General features: G+C 50.5%; 16 protein-coding genes. 11 read left to right on the top strand and 5 right to left on the bottom strand.

Annotated features, from left to right (window positions below; all coding sequences use genetic code 11):
• The first annotated feature begins 159 nt into the window (after positions 1-159).
• Positions 160-933 carry a hypothetical protein gene (locus tag H6750_03220; GenBank protein MCB9773321.1) on the top strand — a complete coding sequence of 258 codons (774 nt, stop codon included), beginning with the start codon at positions 160-162 and terminating at the stop codon, positions 931-933.
• Between the two features lie 37 nt (positions 934-970).
• Entirely contained in the window at positions 971-1,627 is a 657-nt protein-coding gene (locus H6750_03215; protein MCB9773320.1) for a hypothetical protein, read from the top strand.
• Positions 1,628-1,629: 2 nt separating this feature from the next.
• Here H6750_03215 and H6750_03210 read toward each other — a convergent pair whose 3' ends face one another.
• The 3 genes from H6750_03210 to H6750_03200 all read right to left on the bottom strand — a co-directional run bounded on the left by H6750_03210 (position 1,630) and on the right by H6750_03200 (position 4,627).
• Entirely contained in the window at positions 1,630-2,127 is a 498-nt protein-coding gene (locus H6750_03210) for a YajQ family cyclic di-GMP-binding protein (GenBank protein MCB9773319.1), read from the bottom strand.
• Between the two features lie 36 nt (positions 2,128-2,163).
• Positions 2,164-4,113 (bottom strand): carbon starvation protein A, encoded by a 1,950-nt coding sequence (locus H6750_03205; GenBank protein ID MCB9773318.1) that lies wholly within the window; start codon positions 4,111-4,113, stop codon positions 2,164-2,166.
• 73 nt (positions 4,114-4,186) lie between these two features.
• Positions 4,187-4,627 carry a hypothetical protein gene (locus H6750_03200; GenBank protein MCB9773317.1) on the bottom strand — a complete coding sequence of 147 codons (441 nt, stop codon included), beginning with the start codon at positions 4,625-4,627 and terminating at the stop codon, positions 4,187-4,189.
• 147 nt (positions 4,628-4,774) lie between these two features.
• On the opposite strand from H6750_03200, the gene H6750_03195 reads away from it, so the two are divergent.
• Entirely contained in the window at positions 4,775-5,263 is a 489-nt protein-coding gene (locus H6750_03195) for an EVE domain-containing protein (protein MCB9773316.1), read from the top strand.
• 54 nt (positions 5,264-5,317) lie between these two features.
• On the opposite strand, the gene H6750_03190 is transcribed toward H6750_03195, so the two are convergent.
• Together H6750_03190 and H6750_03185 are read right to left on the bottom strand one after the other, a co-directional pair.
• Positions 5,318-5,605 (bottom strand): YciI family protein, encoded by a 288-nt coding sequence (locus H6750_03190; protein ID MCB9773315.1) that lies wholly within the window; start codon positions 5,603-5,605, stop codon positions 5,318-5,320.
• A 163-nt stretch (positions 5,606-5,768) separates the two neighbouring features.
• Positions 5,769-6,185: a DUF2203 domain-containing protein gene (locus H6750_03185; GenBank protein ID MCB9773314.1), complete on the bottom strand. Its 417-nt coding sequence runs from the start codon at positions 6,183-6,185 to the stop codon at positions 5,769-5,771.
• 509 nt (positions 6,186-6,694) lie between these two features.
• Here H6750_03185 and rho point away from each other — a divergent pair.
• From rho to hisB, 8 genes are all read left to right on the top strand, one after another.
• The gene (gene rho / locus H6750_03180; protein MCB9773313.1) at positions 6,695-7,945 is read left to right on the top strand and encodes a transcription termination factor Rho; all 1,251 of its coding nucleotides are present in this window, start codon (positions 6,695-6,697) and stop codon (positions 7,943-7,945) included.
• 76 nt (positions 7,946-8,021) lie between these two features.
• Entirely contained in the window at positions 8,022-8,243 is a 222-nt protein-coding gene (rpmE, locus tag H6750_03175) for a 50S ribosomal protein L31 (GenBank protein MCB9773312.1), read from the top strand.
• A 267-nt stretch (positions 8,244-8,510) separates the two neighbouring features.
• Entirely contained in the window at positions 8,511-9,590 is a 1,080-nt protein-coding gene (gene prfA / locus H6750_03170; protein ID MCB9773311.1) for a peptide chain release factor 1, read from the top strand.
• Between the two features lie 67 nt (positions 9,591-9,657).
• Positions 9,658-10,536 (top strand): peptide chain release factor N(5)-glutamine methyltransferase, encoded by an 879-nt coding sequence (prmC, locus tag H6750_03165; GenBank protein ID MCB9773310.1) that lies wholly within the window; start codon positions 9,658-9,660, stop codon positions 10,534-10,536.
• Between the two features lie 16 nt (positions 10,537-10,552).
• Positions 10,553-11,812: a UDP-N-acetylglucosamine 1-carboxyvinyltransferase gene (gene murA / locus H6750_03160; GenBank protein MCB9773309.1), complete on the top strand. Its 1,260-nt coding sequence runs from the start codon at positions 10,553-10,555 to the stop codon at positions 11,810-11,812.
• Complete coding sequence (locus tag H6750_03155; GenBank protein ID MCB9773308.1) at positions 11,809-12,471, top strand: ATP phosphoribosyltransferase; 663 nt, start codon at positions 11,809-11,811, stop codon at positions 12,469-12,471. The genes murA and H6750_03155 overlap by 4 nt, the downstream gene beginning before the upstream one ends.
• Positions 12,468-13,751, top strand: a complete 1,284-nt coding sequence (gene hisD, locus H6750_03150) for a histidinol dehydrogenase (GenBank protein MCB9773307.1) — start codon at positions 12,468-12,470, stop codon at positions 13,749-13,751. The genes H6750_03155 and hisD overlap by 4 nt, the downstream gene beginning before the upstream one ends.
• Positions 13,748-14,350, top strand: coding sequence for an imidazoleglycerol-phosphate dehydratase HisB (gene hisB, locus H6750_03145; protein ID MCB9773306.1), 603 nt, complete (start codon positions 13,748-13,750; stop codon positions 14,348-14,350). Before hisD ends, hisB begins: the two co-directional genes overlap by 4 nt.
• The last annotated feature ends 34 nt before the right edge of the window (positions 14,351-14,384 follow it).

Genomic DNA, 14,384 nt, shown 5'->3' with positions numbered 1-14,384 from the left:
ATGATCCTGAGAATGACCATGAATCCCGGCCTTCAGCTTGTCAGCTTTTGACGGATATCACCTTCACCATTGTTCCGGTTCTTGACGATCCTTGATTAAAGGGAAGAGAATTTAACATACAGACGGCCATTTTTTCCCTTAACCAATGGAGGCTTCATTATGTGGCGTCACATCTGGTTGATTGTCGGGTTCCTCTCTGCTTTTTCATTCCTTGGCTGTTCGTTGGATAACACTCCCAAACGGTTGCCGGCTTACCTGCCCCAGCCTACCGGTCTGTCAGGCGGAAACGTTGCAACAATAACGCTTCCAGCCCAAGAAGTGACCGCCGTCTTGGTCGTTCTGAACGATTCGGATTTTGAAAAATCAGCTCCTGAACTTCGCCGAGGGACGTTGGAGAATCTGGGGGAACATCTGAAGACGGAACTTCAAAAACAATTACCGATTCAAATTCATTCCGTCGTGTATCCGGATAATTTGAAACCCAAGGGCTCCGTGGACCCATTCATCCAATTGGGGAAGGAGCAGCACGTGCCCTATCTTTTGTTGGCGGTATTATCCAGTACGGAGTATGAGGTCTTTGATCGTTTTCCAATGGGCGGGTTGCAGCAGCCGACGGGTATGCGGGGTGGGGGAATGCCAGGGTATCGTGCGGAAAATTATGCGCGTCTGGAACTCGCGTTGCTGGATGTCCGGACAGGTCAACCAATGGTCTCCACGGATGGTCAAGCCTGGGCGACCCTTGAACGGCTGGTTGTCCCGATTGAATCTAATGTCTATCCCGTAGTCCGACGGGCTCAGACCCAACCTCCCATTTATCCCAATTCAGAGGGTGAGGAGTATGAGACGCTTCGATGGGTTTCCGGGCAGGATGCCATTGCCCAGGCGGTGATGCATTTTGAAATATTATGGCGGAAGAATCAGGCGACTTCCTGATCCGATGATCCTTATCAAAATATGGTGTACCTGTCTTATGACGGCTATATTTATGGGGTGTGGGGCAGGCTCCACACCCCGGATGATTGACCTTGTCGGAAAAGAGGCCTTTGAATCGCAGGAGTTATCTGACAAGAATGGTGAGTGGCCTCGGGTACCAACCATTGGTCTGGTCGTGCACGCAGATGACACGGCGCAGAATGCTGCCCCGGTGATCATTAACGAATATCTTGAAACGCTTACTCGGCGCACCAAAGAGTTTCTCCGGCAGCGTTGTTCCTTTCAGAGCATTGTGACGATTCCACGGTTGTCTCATCCCGTTAGCTTTTCCCAGGAATTGAAAATCCAAGGCCAACTCCTCCACCTCCCTTATGAAATTGTTGTGGTGTTCTCAAGTCGTGAGAATACCGGCCCCATAAAAATTGGAGAAGCGACGATGATGAATCAAATGGGCGGAATTGTCATTGAAAATTCAGCAATAGCTGAGATAGGTATTCTTCGTCTATCGGATTTTCAAATGGTCTATTGGACGCAGGGGTGGGGATCTGAGAGTTTAGAACAACTGGATGTTCCAATTGGAAAAAATCGCCCTTCCGTGATGGAGGCTCGGGACATATTAAGAGCCAGAACCGGTCAACAGGCTCTGGACAAGGCACTGGAACACGTCGGGGCCGATTGTTACCCTGCGGGGTGAAATTACCGATAATTTTCAAATTGGAGATCGAGTCCGAAGTCTTGCCCTTTGAGATGTTTCATGACGGCTTGCAGTTCGTCTTTGCTTTTGCTTTGCACCCTGACTTGTTCCCCTTGAATTTGTCCCTGGGCCTTGAATTTGGCCTCTTTAATCGATTTCGTGATGGCTTTCGCCTTGTCTTCCGGAAGCCCGCTCTGAATGGTAATGGTTTGGCGTACCGTGCCGCCTAAGGCCTCTTCTACTTTGCCATACGTTAGGCCTTTCAACGACACATTTCGTTTGACGCATTTGGCCTTAAGGATATCCAAGACAGCGTTGAGTTTGTAGTCGTCATCCGAAATTACCACTAATTGTTTGTCCTTTTCTTTTAGCGTCAATTCGGTTTTGGATCCTTTGAAATCAAAGCGTTGTCCGACTTCTTTTTCGGTTTGATCCACCACATTTTTCATTTCCTGCATGTCGATGCGAGAAATGACGTCGAAGGAATAGTTGTCTGCCATAAGCCTCCTTTCAAGTTGTTGTGACAGGCCCCTGGATTAGCAGCACCGTCCTGCGGGAAGTTGAATGCCTTCCCCTTCGATCACTTCGGTGCTGTTCAGTGGCTGTTTGTGTATGAGATAGCCGTACCATTTTCTGGCGCTGTCTGTGAGGACAATGAGTGCGAGCATGGCCACCAGGCCGACGAGTGAGGCATTGATAGCCATGGTCAGGCTTTGCGACCCTTCTGTTGAGAGAGCCCGATTGATAAAGATCACCAGGAGTTCATAGCATCCCGCCAGGGTAATCACGCCCACAAATACCATCGGGATCACCGTCACCCACAGATAGGCTTTCTTGTTCATCTTGATGAGCACGGTCGTGGCAATACAGAGAGCCAGCATACCGAGTAATTGATTGGCTGCTCCAAACATCGGCCAGATGGTCGCAATGGATCCTGTGCCAATGAGATACCCCCAGCCTCCCACTACGAACAGACTGGCGCCTAATACTCCGGGCCACCAATTAATTTGTTTGAGCGGGGTATAGAATCGTCCCCCTAATTCCTGAACCAGATACCGGGCGACCCGCGTCCCGGCATCAATTGTGGTCAAAATGAACAGGGCTTCGAACAAGAGCGCAAATTGATACCAGTAGGCCATGAGCCCGGACATCCCCGGCAAGCTTGAAAAAATCGAGGCCATGCCAACGGCCAGGGATACCGCACCTCCCGGACGACTCGATACATCTACCTCAACAAGCGTGGAGAGTTCTGTAATGCGGGCGGTTGGAAATCCCATAGTTTGCAGGGTGTCTGCGGACAGGCTCGTGTTGATGGCAAAATAGTCGCCGGGAACGAGAAGGCAGGCGGCGATGAGTGCCACCACTCCGACAAAGCTTTCCAGAAGCATGGCACCGTAGCCGACGATGGCCTGAGATTCCCGACTAATCAACTTGGGCGTCGTTCCTGATGAGACCAGGGAATGAAAGCCGGAAATGGCCCCACAGGCAATGGTGATAAAAAGAAACGGAAACAACGTTCCTGGAATGATCGGTCCATTGCCCTCTGTAAATATGGTGGTGCGAGGCATTTCAATGGTGGGCGCGAGTACTATGACGCCCACGGCCAGAAGGGCGATCACGCCTAATTTCATAAATGTTGAGAGATAATCCCGGGGCACTAACAACATCCAGACGGGGAGAACTGAGGCAAGAAAACCATATGCCGCAAGGCTCCATGTGAGCGTGGTTCGATCCCATAAAAACCATTCAGCCCATTCTGATTGTGCCACGGTCCGGCCGACGAGAATGGCTCCTATCAGGAGTCCTAAGCCGATCAGCGTCATTTCTCCGACTTGTCCCTGGCGAATTTTTTGAAGGTATAACCCCATGAGCAAGGCGATGGGAATGGTCATGACGATGGTAAAGGTGCCCCAGGCATTATGATAAAGCGCATTTACCACCGCCAGGCCTAATCCGGCTAGTGCCACCACCACGATGAAGAGTACGGCAATCGCTGTGGCCATCCCGGTGATGGGACCTAATTCAGCGTGGGCGATCTCCGGAAGTGAGCGGCCATTTCGCCTCATGGAGGCGACAAGGATAATAAAATCCTGAACTGCGCCTGCCAGAACCGCGCCAATGACAATCCATAAAAACCCCGGAAGGAAGCCAAATTGTGCCGCCAATATCGGACCGAGTAATGGGCCGGCTCCGGCGATAGCCGCAAAATGATGGCCGAAGAGAATGTATTTGTTGGCGGGATAGAAATTGGTGCCGTCCTCCAGCCGGTGGGCGGGAGTGCGACGTCGATCGTCCAGATTCATGACCCGCTGTGCCAAAAACCGGCCATAGAACCGGTAGGCCAACACGTAGAAGCAGGCGGCGGCGATCACGAGCCAGAGTCCGTTCACTTTTTCGTGAGGATTGACTAGGCCTACGACATGGCCGAAGGCCACGGCACAGAGTCCGGCGAGTCCTAGCCATCCGATCTTGTTCCATACAGACATGCGGGCCATCCTATCAATGGGAGAAAAGGGTGTAAACGGGTGTTAACTGAGGAAGGTTCAGGCCGACATGAGTTTAGGTCGGGGTGTTTTCGTGAAACACAAACGGCAGTTTGCCTGCTTTTTCTCGCATGGCGTTGATGGCGTTGAGAATCTGGGGTTGCCGAATGAGTTTTTGTTCGACACGGTGTTTTCCCGGAAAATCCAGAAACAAGATTCCCAGAACCATTGTGAGAATTCCTTGTCCTGGTAAGACCAGCATGGCAATTCCGGCTAACAGAAAAATGAGTCCCAGGCCGTTTTTCACCATCAACCCAATGGCGCGAATGATTGGGTGATGGTTGGCAAACCACCTGCGGTGGCCGTGATTGTTGAAGTAATCAGGTGGCAGGCGAATTAACAGAGCAGGGATCGCAATAAGGGTTCCGACAAATGCAATCAGGGAAAGGGTGATCATGCCGAACCAGATTTCTCTGGGAACCCAGGATTCGGCAAACTGAATTAATTGATCAATCATGGTTGGTCATGATGCCTCAAAAATTTTATGCAATCATGGGGTCGATGCATTAGGCTATGGTTCAATTGTACTCCGAAAAATAGACACCTTATAATTGCTCAATGGAGTTTGTGGTTTTTAAAGGCAATAAATGAGTGAGGCATGATGGTGCAGTATTGGTTGTTCAAATCAGAGCCGACAACATTTTCCATTGATGATCTGGTTGCCTCTCCCCGTAAGACCACATGTTGGGAAGGCGTGCGAAATTACCAGGCTCGAAATTTCCTGAAATCCATGAATGTTGGGGATTTGGGATTTTTTTACCATAGTAATACCGACCCGCCAGCCATAGTTGGAATTGTTAAAGTAGTTAAGGCCGCTTATCCTGACGCCTTTGCATTCGATTCAAGTAGCCGGTATTTTGATCCGCGTAGTTCGCCGGATTCGCCACGTTGGTTCCTTGTGGATGTCCAATTCGTTAAAAAGTTTTCTCAGCCCTTGCCTTTGGATCAGTTGAGGACCGTTAAGGGATTAGAAAAAATGGAACTGCTTCGTAAAGGTTCCCGGCTCTCGATTCAACCAGTGCGTCCGGAGGAATGGCAACGGGTGTTGGATGTTGTTCAAAACAATACAGAGCATTCGTCCGCCCCAAAGTAGGATATCAGGGTTTTCACAAGCGTTGGGGGCAGGCTTTTTCCAATTTCTTCCTGGTTAAAGTGAAAGCTTCGCTTTGGGAAACACCTGTAGAAACGGGTGGATAGTGACTTCTTGAAAAACCCCATGAAGGGTATAGGGATCATCGTTGGCAAATGCTTGGACTTCTTCGAGTGATTCTGCTTCGACCACGATTAAGCTCCCTATTTTATCGGTCAGAGGCCCAGCCAAAATAACTTTGCCTTGTTGGGCCCACGCCTCTAGCCGTTTGAGGTGGGCTTCCCGATAGAGGGGGCGTTTTTGTGCGCCTTCAGGACCATCTTTTCCTAAAATTACGAATTTCATTCTATTTCCTCGTTCCTTTTACCAGGCTGCATCAATGGTCTCTCTTCTGCCATGGACATGGCTCCTCCAACATATCAGAAGGCCGTCGTATGGACATGTTGGTTGGGAGCCCCTGTTGTCTGAAAAGTGTGTTGGAAAATGAATAGGCGAGTATGCGGCAGGTCTATGGATTCGGGTCTTCTAAGGGTTGTCTGTTCGCATATCCGCTGTCAATATCGTGCCACCAGCGAACCTGTTTTTCTCCGGATTTCCAACATAAAAATACCAGGCGGTCATCAAGCAAAAATGGGAAATCACATAATCCAATTTCAACATCTTTGATCACCACGCCGAGTTCTTGAATGGCATGCAGGCTGCCATTGATGTCTTGTAACCCTTTGATATATTGGACGCCCATGACCGTTCCTCCTCCAGATGAGGCTTGGGCGCTGGCTTTTTTGACTTCTTCCCTGGTGTCCATAAGTATTTGGCGTCCTGCCCTAATATTGTCCCAAAATTGTTCCAGCTCGGGAATTAATCCGTTGGCTTCGGAGAGGGTGAAAATCCGTTCACTGGAAAAGGGAAAACCTGAATCAGACATGGGAGAAAACCCTTCCTTGTTGACTTTCAATTACCATCATGATGGTTTAACATAATACGATTGAGGGTGCCAACCATGAGAGAGTGGGGTGACTCTTCGATGAGTGGTCGGGGGAAAAAACTTGAGTTTCTTGTCGCAACTTCCGAAAGGAGCCTATTGACAAGTTGTTCAATAGTGAGATAAATAATTAATTAAGACCTGCCCATTTGATAGCAAAATCCATTTCCGCCAATTAACTTCTCGGACTTCACGTATTATTTCAAATCGTAGATAGGACAACACGGTGGTTTTGACAAGTGTGGTTCTTCAGTTTCTCTAAACATTCTTCCTAAAACACACAATACCGGTCTAAAATTTTTAACTTTATCAAAGTCTGGTGCGGTTCCTTTTTCGAGGATCGCCGAAATTCTCAGCGCATAACCCAGATGAAAATGTTCGTATCCTTTCCACCCCTCGTATCAGGCTAAGCCCACGAGAAAACCCTTCCGGCCAATGAATGGAGTAACCTAATGTATCTTGCCGAATTGAAGCAAAAGTCCATTGGAGAATTAAATGAAATCGCGCGTGATCTAAAAATTGATGGCGCGCCAAATTTACGAAAGCAAGAGCTGATTTTCTCTATTCTTCAAGGGCAGAGCGACAAGAACGGAGTCATTTTCGGAGAGGGAGTCCTGGAGACTCTGTCAGATGGATTTGGATTTCTCCGGGCCCCGGATTCCAACTACCTGCCAGGACCCGATGATATTTATATTTCTCCGTCTCAAATTCGACGATTTAATTTGCGAACCGGTGATATTGTGTCAGGGCAGATTCGTCCGCCGAAGGACGGAGAGCGGTATTTTGCGCTCTTGAAAGTCGAAAAAATTAATTATGATGAGCCTGAGGTGCAGCGGGATAAAATTCTGTTCGATAACCTCACTCCGCTGTATCCTGAAGAGCGGATCAACCTTGAATTTGATCCTGAAGAGTATTGCACGAGAGTGATGGAACTCACGACGCCCATTGGCAAGGGGCAACGGGGATTGATCGTGGCGGCTCCCAGAACGGGAAAGACCATGCTCTTGCAGGCTGTGGCGCGGGCCATTATTGCGAATCATCCGGAAATTGTCTTGATTGTCCTCCTGATTGATGAACGACCTGAAGAAGTTACCGACTGGCAGCGCCAGGTCAAAGCCGCCGAAGTCATTAGCTCCACATTTGATGAGCCGCCTCAGCGTCATGCCCAAGTGGCGGAGATTGTCATGGAAAAAGCCAAGCGTTTGGTCGAACATAAACGGGATGTGGTGATTTTGTTAGACAGTGTAACTCGATTGGCGCGTGCCTATAATACGATTTCCCCTCCCAGTGGAAAGGTGTTATCCGGCGGTTTGGATTCCAATGCCCTGCAACGACCTAAACGGTTTTTTGGTGCCGCCAGAAATATCGAATTTGGTGGAAGTTTGACGATTCTGGCCACAGCATTGGTGGATACTGGAAGTCGAATGGACGATGTTATTTTTGAAGAGTTTAAGGGCACGGGAAACATGGAGGTGCACCTGGATCGTCGGTTGGCGGATAAACGGCTCTTCCCGGCCATCGATATCAGTCAATCCGGTACGAGGAAAGAAGAGTTGCTGGTTGATCGCGACCGTCTGAACAAAATGTGGATTCTCCGAAAGGTGCTCAGCCCTCTCGGGACCATGGAGGCGATGGAATTTCTCATGGATAAAATTGGCGGAACCAAGAGTAATAATGAGTTCTTGCAATCTATGAATCGATAATTCACAATAGGGGCTTTGTGTTAGGGGCTTTTCATATTTAGATGCTGAACCGAGAGATGGCGTTGAAGGAGGAAGTATGAAAAAGGGCATTCATCCGGCTTATGAATTTGCAAATGTGAGTTGTGCGTGCGGAATGACTTATCAAACCCGGACGACCGTGGGAGACTTAAAGGTCGACATCTGTTCCAGTTGCCATCCGTTTTTCACGGGTACCCAGAAAATTGTGGATGCCGAAGGACGGGTGGAACGTTTCAATAAAAAATACGCCAAAACGGCGAAGCCCAAAGCCAAAGCTTAAGACTTGTTTCTCTTTCTTCTCCATTGTCCTGCCTAAACAATCCTCCAGGGGATGATCTGTGTATGGTGGTGAAGCAGTCCTGGCTGTGGCTTTTCTTGAGTTGCGGTCAAAAAGACTGGGTTTCCCAGCAGCGGCTACTCTGAGTGTTGTCTCGGTCCCCTTCCGGTCAATCCCATCTTCTATGAAACTTTTCGTATGAGGCTCGTGGGCTTGTTGCTGGGATAAGGGTATATGTTGTGTCATTTAATTTCCTGTTAAACTGAATCTATGCCACCAATTACTAAGACAGAGCTTAAAGAGGGCGGTTTATTCAGCAAATGGGAGGCCATTGCCAATAAATATGACACGCTCAACGATCAGTTATCAGATCCTGCCGTCTTGTCTCAACCGACCCTTCTGGTTGCCCTCACGAAAGAACGATCAGAGATAGAGCCCATTGCGCAGTTGTTTGGCGGGTACCGACGGGTAGTTGAAGAGATTGCCCAGACTCGCCTGATGACGGAAGATCTGCAATTAGATCCCGACATGCGCCGGTTGGCCGGTGAAGAGTTGCAAAGCCTGGAAAGTCAACGTGAGGCCCTGGAGGCCCAGGTCATTGAATTGCTCTGCCCGGCTGATGAAGGAGATAATAAAAATTCGTTCATTGAAATTCGTGCGGGGACGGGTGGAAGTGAGGCCGCACTCTTTGCCGGCGACCTCCTGCGGATGTATACGAAGTTTGCCGAGGCTAAGGGATTACGGGTCGAATTAATGGAATTTCAGGAAACCGGTCTTGGTGGGGTCAAAGAGGCGGTTTTGCTGGTTGAAGGCAAGGGAGCCTTTGGAAATTTTAAGTATGAAAGTGGGGTTCACCGGGTGCAGCGGGTTCCGACGACAGAGGCTAATGGACGAATTCATACATCCACGGCTACGGTCGCGGTGATGCCTGAGGTGGAAGAGGTAGAGGTCCACATTGATCCGAAAGATTTACGGATTGACACCTATTGTTCATCAGGGGCTGGTGGACAAAGTGTGAATACGACTTATTCTGCGATCCGGATTACTCATATTCCGACAGGAGTGGTCGTGACATGTCAGGACGAGCGGTCCCAACTAAAAAATCGAACGAAGGCCATGCGAACTCTTCGAACACGAATTGGTGATGCCGAGCGCGAAAAACAGGAAGCCTCTATTGCCCAACAACGCCGTTCCCAAGTCGGGACAGGGGAACGGAGTGAGAAAATCCGCACGTATAATTTTCCACAAAATCGCGTGACCGACCATCGAATCGGGCTGACGTTGCATAAATTGGATCGAGTGATGGAAGGCGACCTTGACGGGTTAATCGCGGCCCTCAAAGCCCAATGATGTCTTTCTTGTAACGCCAGTCCTTCTCTTGCAACGGTTCAAGGTGTGCGTGCTTTTTGAGGCTCAGATGCCCCCCTTCACTTCCTATGCACAGTTATATCGTGGTGCGGTTGAGACGCTGATTCAGGCGGGGATTGCCAATGCCCGCCATGAAGCGCTGTGGATTCTTGAGGGTGCCCTTGGTATTACGCGATTGCAATTGCATGCGAATCCGGATACTCCCGTTGATGCGGAAGTCTGTCGGCGGGCTGTGGCCTTATTTCACCGCCGTGCCTTACATGAACCACTGCAATATGTATTAGGGAATCAAGAATTTTTTGGTTTGGATTTTCTCGTCCAACCTGGGGTGCTCATTCCAAGACCTGAGACCGAATTGCTGGTGGAAGAGGCGATTGGGCTTCTAGGGGCTGACGTGCGTCCGGTGATCCTGGATGTCGGGACGGGTTCTGGATGTCTGGCGATCAGTCTAGCGGTCAACCTTCCTGCAGCGGTGATTATCGCATCAGATAAGTCGGTCTCCGCGCTACAACTTGCGCAGGTCAATGCCATGCGCCATGGAGTTGCGCAACGAATTCTGTGGGTGGCTGGTGACCTGCTTTCCCACTTGTTATCCAGAAATTTAGCAGGTAAAGTGACCGCCATTATTGCTAACCTGCCGTATATCTCCCATGCGGAATGGGAACACCTTTCTCCAGATGTCAAAGACTTTGAACCACGACTGGCGTTGGATGGAGGGCCGGATGGACTCGATGTGTACCGGCGGTTATTGGATGAATCGCCGCCAGTTATTTCCTCTGAAGGATATGTCCTGATGGAAGTGGGAGTTGGTCAGGCAGACCTTCTGTGCCGGGAGCCTTCCCTGACGAATGCCTTTAAAATGGTAAAGGTCCTGCCGGATTCCCAAGGCATTCCACGAGTAGTATGCGTGCAACGGCGTCCTGTGTAGACAAGGAATATTGTCAGTGGATCAAATTCGAATCACAGGTGGATTGCCCTTAAAGGGGTCCGTGGAAATCGGCGGAGCCAAGAATGCCGCCTTGCCGATTTTGGCAGCGACGTTGTTAGGGGGTGGGGAATGCGTCATTGACCATGTTCCACACGTGCGTGATGTCATGACCATGGGGAAATTACTGGCCTTATTGGGAGTGACGGTTCAGGAGGAAGGTGCCAGAATCAGGCTGGATGCGGCTCAGGTGCAATCGATTGAAGCGCCGTATGATTTAGTCAAGACGATGCGAGCGTCTATTTTAGCCCTCGGGCCTTTACTCGCTCGGCTGGGAGAGGCCAAGGTTTCTCTGCCGGGTGGATGTGCGATCGGCACCAGACCGGTGAACCTTCACCTTAAAGGATTGGAGATGATGGGGGCGGAAGTTCAAGTGGAGCATGGATATATCCATGCGAAAGCGGGTCGTCTTAAAGGGGCAAGGATTGACTTGGATTTCCCGACAGTCACGGGCACGGAAAACCTGATCATGGCGGCTTGCCTGGCGCAAGGGACCACGAGTTTGCATAATGTTGCACGGGAACCGGAAATCACAGACCTGTGTGCCTTCCTGACCAAGCGAGGTGCAAAAATCCATGGAGTGGGAACGGACACCATTACAATTGAAGGGGTGAAGGAGCTTCATGGGGCAGGGCATTGGGTGATCCCCGATCGAGTTGAAGCCGGCACCTATTTGATGGCCGGAGCCATTACCGGTGGGGATGTGATGGTAAAGGGGTGCGTAACAGATCATTTGGGCAGCGTCCTGAAAAAAGTTCAGGAAATGGGTGCTGAGTTAACCGAAAGCCATGACGGTGTGCGAATCCGCCGTTCCGGTCCCCTCAAAGCGGTGGAAATTAAGACGCTCCCCTATCCCGGCTTCCCGACCGATCTCCAAGCCCAAATGATGGCATTGATGTCGGTGGCAGAAGGCGTGAGCGTGATTTCCGAAACCATTTTTGAAGGGCGATTCCTGCACGTCCCGGAACTTCACCGGATGGGAGCGTCGATTGAGATTGATGGCCCGCATGCCGTGGTCAAAGGTGTGCCCTTGCTCACCGGTGCCCCCGTCATGGCTTCGGACTTACGCGCCAGTGCAGGCTTGGTATTGGCCGGGTTGGCGGCTGATGGCGAAACGATTGTGTCCCGAGTTTATCATTTAGACCGCGGCTATGAACGGCTGGAAGAAAAATTTCAGGACCTGGGTGCGAGGATTGTCCGCGTTCGCGAGGTGTCATGAGCGAAAGGATTACCATTGCCTTTTCCAAGGGTAAACTTCTTGATCCGACTCTTGAATTGTTCCGCCAGGCCGGCTATACGGGATATCATGTTCGAGCGGACGACCGTCGATTAATTTTGGAATTCCCGGAGCATGGGCATCGGGTCTTAATTGTACGCCCAAGTGATGTGCCGGCCTATGTTGAATATGGCGCTGCCGATTTAGGGGTGGTTGGGAAAGATGTCTTGTTGGAACAGAGCCCGGATGTCTATGAACCGGTTGACCTGAACTTGGGGGTCTGTCGGCTGGTCGTCGCCAGGCCGAACGGGCCACAGCTTGTGCAACGGATGTCTTCCAAGCTTCGGGTGGCAACCAAATATCCCACGATCACCGAACGGTATTTTAACCAGCAGGGGTTGCCTGTGGAATTGATTAAGCTCTACGGGTCGATCGAGTTGGCTCCATTGGTCGGATTGGCCGATCGGATTGTCGATCTGGTGGAGACAGGAAACACTCTGAAAGCCAATAATCTGGTCGAGGATGAAGTGATCGCCTGGTCATCTGCCCGATTGATTGTGAATCGGGCAAGCTTAAAAATGAAACATGCTGTGATTACCGAACTGATTGCTCGGGTGAAAAAAATTCTTTCTCGTTCCCGCTCCAAAAAGGTTCATGCATGAAAATTGTTTCCCACAAGGACCAAGAGTTTTCGCAAGCGGTGGATCGTGTTTGTCAGCGGGCCGTTCACCAGAACGACAAGGTTGAAAAAGCCGTCAAGACAATATTGGATGCTGTTCGGCAAGAGGGCGATCAGGCACTCCAGCGATTGACCTGGAAATTCGATCGTGTCCGGATCAGTCCGGACAGCCTTCGTGTGACAGCAAAAGACGTCGAGCGTGCATACGCCGAACTACCGTCCTCGGATATTCAAGCGCTGAAATATGCGGCGAATCGCATTCGGATCTTTCATCGTCGACAACGAAGGAAGCCCTGGGTCTATCGTCAACAGGGGATTCAATTAGGCCAACGGATCACGCCGTTAGATGCCGTCGGTGTGTATGTTCCAGGCGGAAAAGCCCTGTATCCGTCATCGGTGCTCATGAATGCCATCCCCGCGAAAGTGGCTGGAGTAAAGCGAGTCGTCATGTGTACGCCGACGCCGAACGGCATTATCCACCCCGCGTTGTTGGTGGCGTCGGATGTCGCTGGAGTGGATGAAATCTATCGGGTCGGTGGAGCCCAAGCCATTGGGGCCTTGGCGTTTGGCACCTCGACAATCCGGCCCGTAGATAAAATTGTCGGTCCCGGGAATATGTATGTGGCCTCGGCCAAACGCCTGGTCTACGGCCGGGTCGACATTGATATGATTGCGGGTCCGAGTGAGTTACTGGTCATTGCCGACTCCGCCAGTAACCCACGGCATGTGGCAGCTGATCTTCTTTGTGAAGCCGAGCATGATGAGGAAGCCTGTGTGTATCTGGTGACGACTTCTCTGACTCTTGCCAGACGGGTCGTGACTGAAGTGACCCGCCAACTCGCACAGTTGGGACGCCAGGCAATTGCGTCCCGATCCATTCAAAATCATGCCATGGCGTTTGTTGTGCGATCCTTTGATGAGGCGTTTGAATTAGCCAATCAGATTGCGCCTGAGCATTTATCATTGAATATGGATCGCGCGGGAGATTATGTGTCACGTATACGTCATGCCGGTGCCATTTTTCTTGGACGCTATACCCCTCCCGCAGTGGTGGATTATGTGGCAGGGCCCAATCATGTGTTACCAACTGGTGGGAGTGCCAGATTTTTTTCGTGTTTGGGTGTGGATGAGTACATGAAAACCAGCAATGTGGTGGCCTATTCAAAGGCCGCATTGCGCAAAGCCCATGCTCCGGTGATGCGGCTGTCTAAGCTGGAAGGCCTGGATGCACATGGGCGATCAATGGAGAGTCGATGGACATGAACCAACATCTTGTTCCCAGAACGGCTTCCCAAGAACGGAAAACCGCGGAAACGGCCGTTCGAGTAGAATGGGGTCTCGACGGATGCGGCAATAATCAGATTAAGACCTCGATCCCGTTTTTAGATCACATGTTGAATTTGTTCGGTAAGCATGGATTTTTTGATCTGACGGTTGAAGCAAAAGGGGATATCGAGATTGATGACCATCACACGATCGAAGACGTGGGGATTGTCATGGGACAGGTCTTAACCCAGGCTCTCGGGACCAAAGAGGGCCTCACCCGGTTCGGGTGGGCGGCGGTGCCGTTGGATGAAACCTTGGCCCAGGTGACCGTGGATCTGAGTGGCCGTCCATACCTCGTATACAATGTCGTGTTACCCACACGCTATATTAAGTCGTTTGATTTGGGATTGTTTGAAGACTTTTTTCAGGCATTCGTGAGCCAGGGAGGGTTAAACCTTCATGTGAATGTGCTGTATGGAAGAAACCCTCATCACATCATGGAAGCGATTTTTAAGGCGTTTGCGAAGGCCTTGGACCAAGCGGTCAGGCGGGAAGAACGAATTAAGGGAGTGCTCTCCACCAAGGGGTCGCTCTAAAAGGTGAGAATCAGTGGAAGGAGAGAGGGAAACA

The sequence above is a fragment of the Nitrospiraceae bacterium genome, assembly GCA_020632595.1.
GTDB lineage: Bacteria > Nitrospirota > Nitrospiria > Nitrospirales > UBA8639 > Nitrospira_E.
The sequence above is the reverse complement of the archived record's forward strand: the minus strand, read 5'-3'. Positions and strand labels throughout refer to the sequence as shown.

Bases quoted from the DNA above. Each gene is read 5' to 3' on its own strand.
- H6750_03220 (MCB9773321.1), top strand. From the start codon at position 160: ATGTGGCGTCACATCTGGTTGATTGTCGGGTTCCTCTCTGCTTTTTCA.
- H6750_03215 (MCB9773320.1), top strand. From the start codon at position 971: ATGACGGCTATATTTATGGGGTGTGGGGCAGGCTCCACACCCCGGATG.
- H6750_03210 (MCB9773319.1), bottom strand. From the start codon at position 2,127: ATGGCAGACAACTATTCCTTCGACGTCATTTCTCGCATCGACATGCAG.
- H6750_03205 (MCB9773318.1), bottom strand. From the start codon at position 4,113: ATGTCTGTATGGAACAAGATCGGATGGCTAGGACTCGCCGGACTCTGT.
- H6750_03200 (MCB9773317.1), bottom strand. From the start codon at position 4,627: ATGATTGATCAATTAATTCAGTTTGCCGAATCCTGGGTTCCCAGAGAA.
- H6750_03190 (MCB9773315.1), bottom strand. From the start codon at position 5,605: ATGAAATTCGTAATTTTAGGAAAAGATGGTCCTGAAGGCGCACAAAAA.
- H6750_03185 (MCB9773314.1), bottom strand. From the start codon at position 6,185: ATGTCTGATTCAGGTTTTCCCTTTTCCAGTGAACGGATTTTCACCCTC.
- rho (MCB9773313.1), top strand. From the start codon at position 6,695: ATGTATCTTGCCGAATTGAAGCAAAAGTCCATTGGAGAATTAAATGAA.
- rpmE (MCB9773312.1), top strand. From the start codon at position 8,022: ATGAAAAAGGGCATTCATCCGGCTTATGAATTTGCAAATGTGAGTTGT.
- prfA (MCB9773311.1), top strand. From the start codon at position 8,511: ATGCCACCAATTACTAAGACAGAGCTTAAAGAGGGCGGTTTATTCAGC.
- prmC (MCB9773310.1), top strand. From the start codon at position 9,658: ATGCCCCCCTTCACTTCCTATGCACAGTTATATCGTGGTGCGGTTGAG.
- H6750_03155 (MCB9773308.1), top strand. From the start codon at position 11,809: ATGAGCGAAAGGATTACCATTGCCTTTTCCAAGGGTAAACTTCTTGAT.
- hisD (MCB9773307.1), top strand. From the start codon at position 12,468: ATGAAAATTGTTTCCCACAAGGACCAAGAGTTTTCGCAAGCGGTGGAT.
- hisB (MCB9773306.1), top strand. From the start codon at position 13,748: ATGAACCAACATCTTGTTCCCAGAACGGCTTCCCAAGAACGGAAAACC.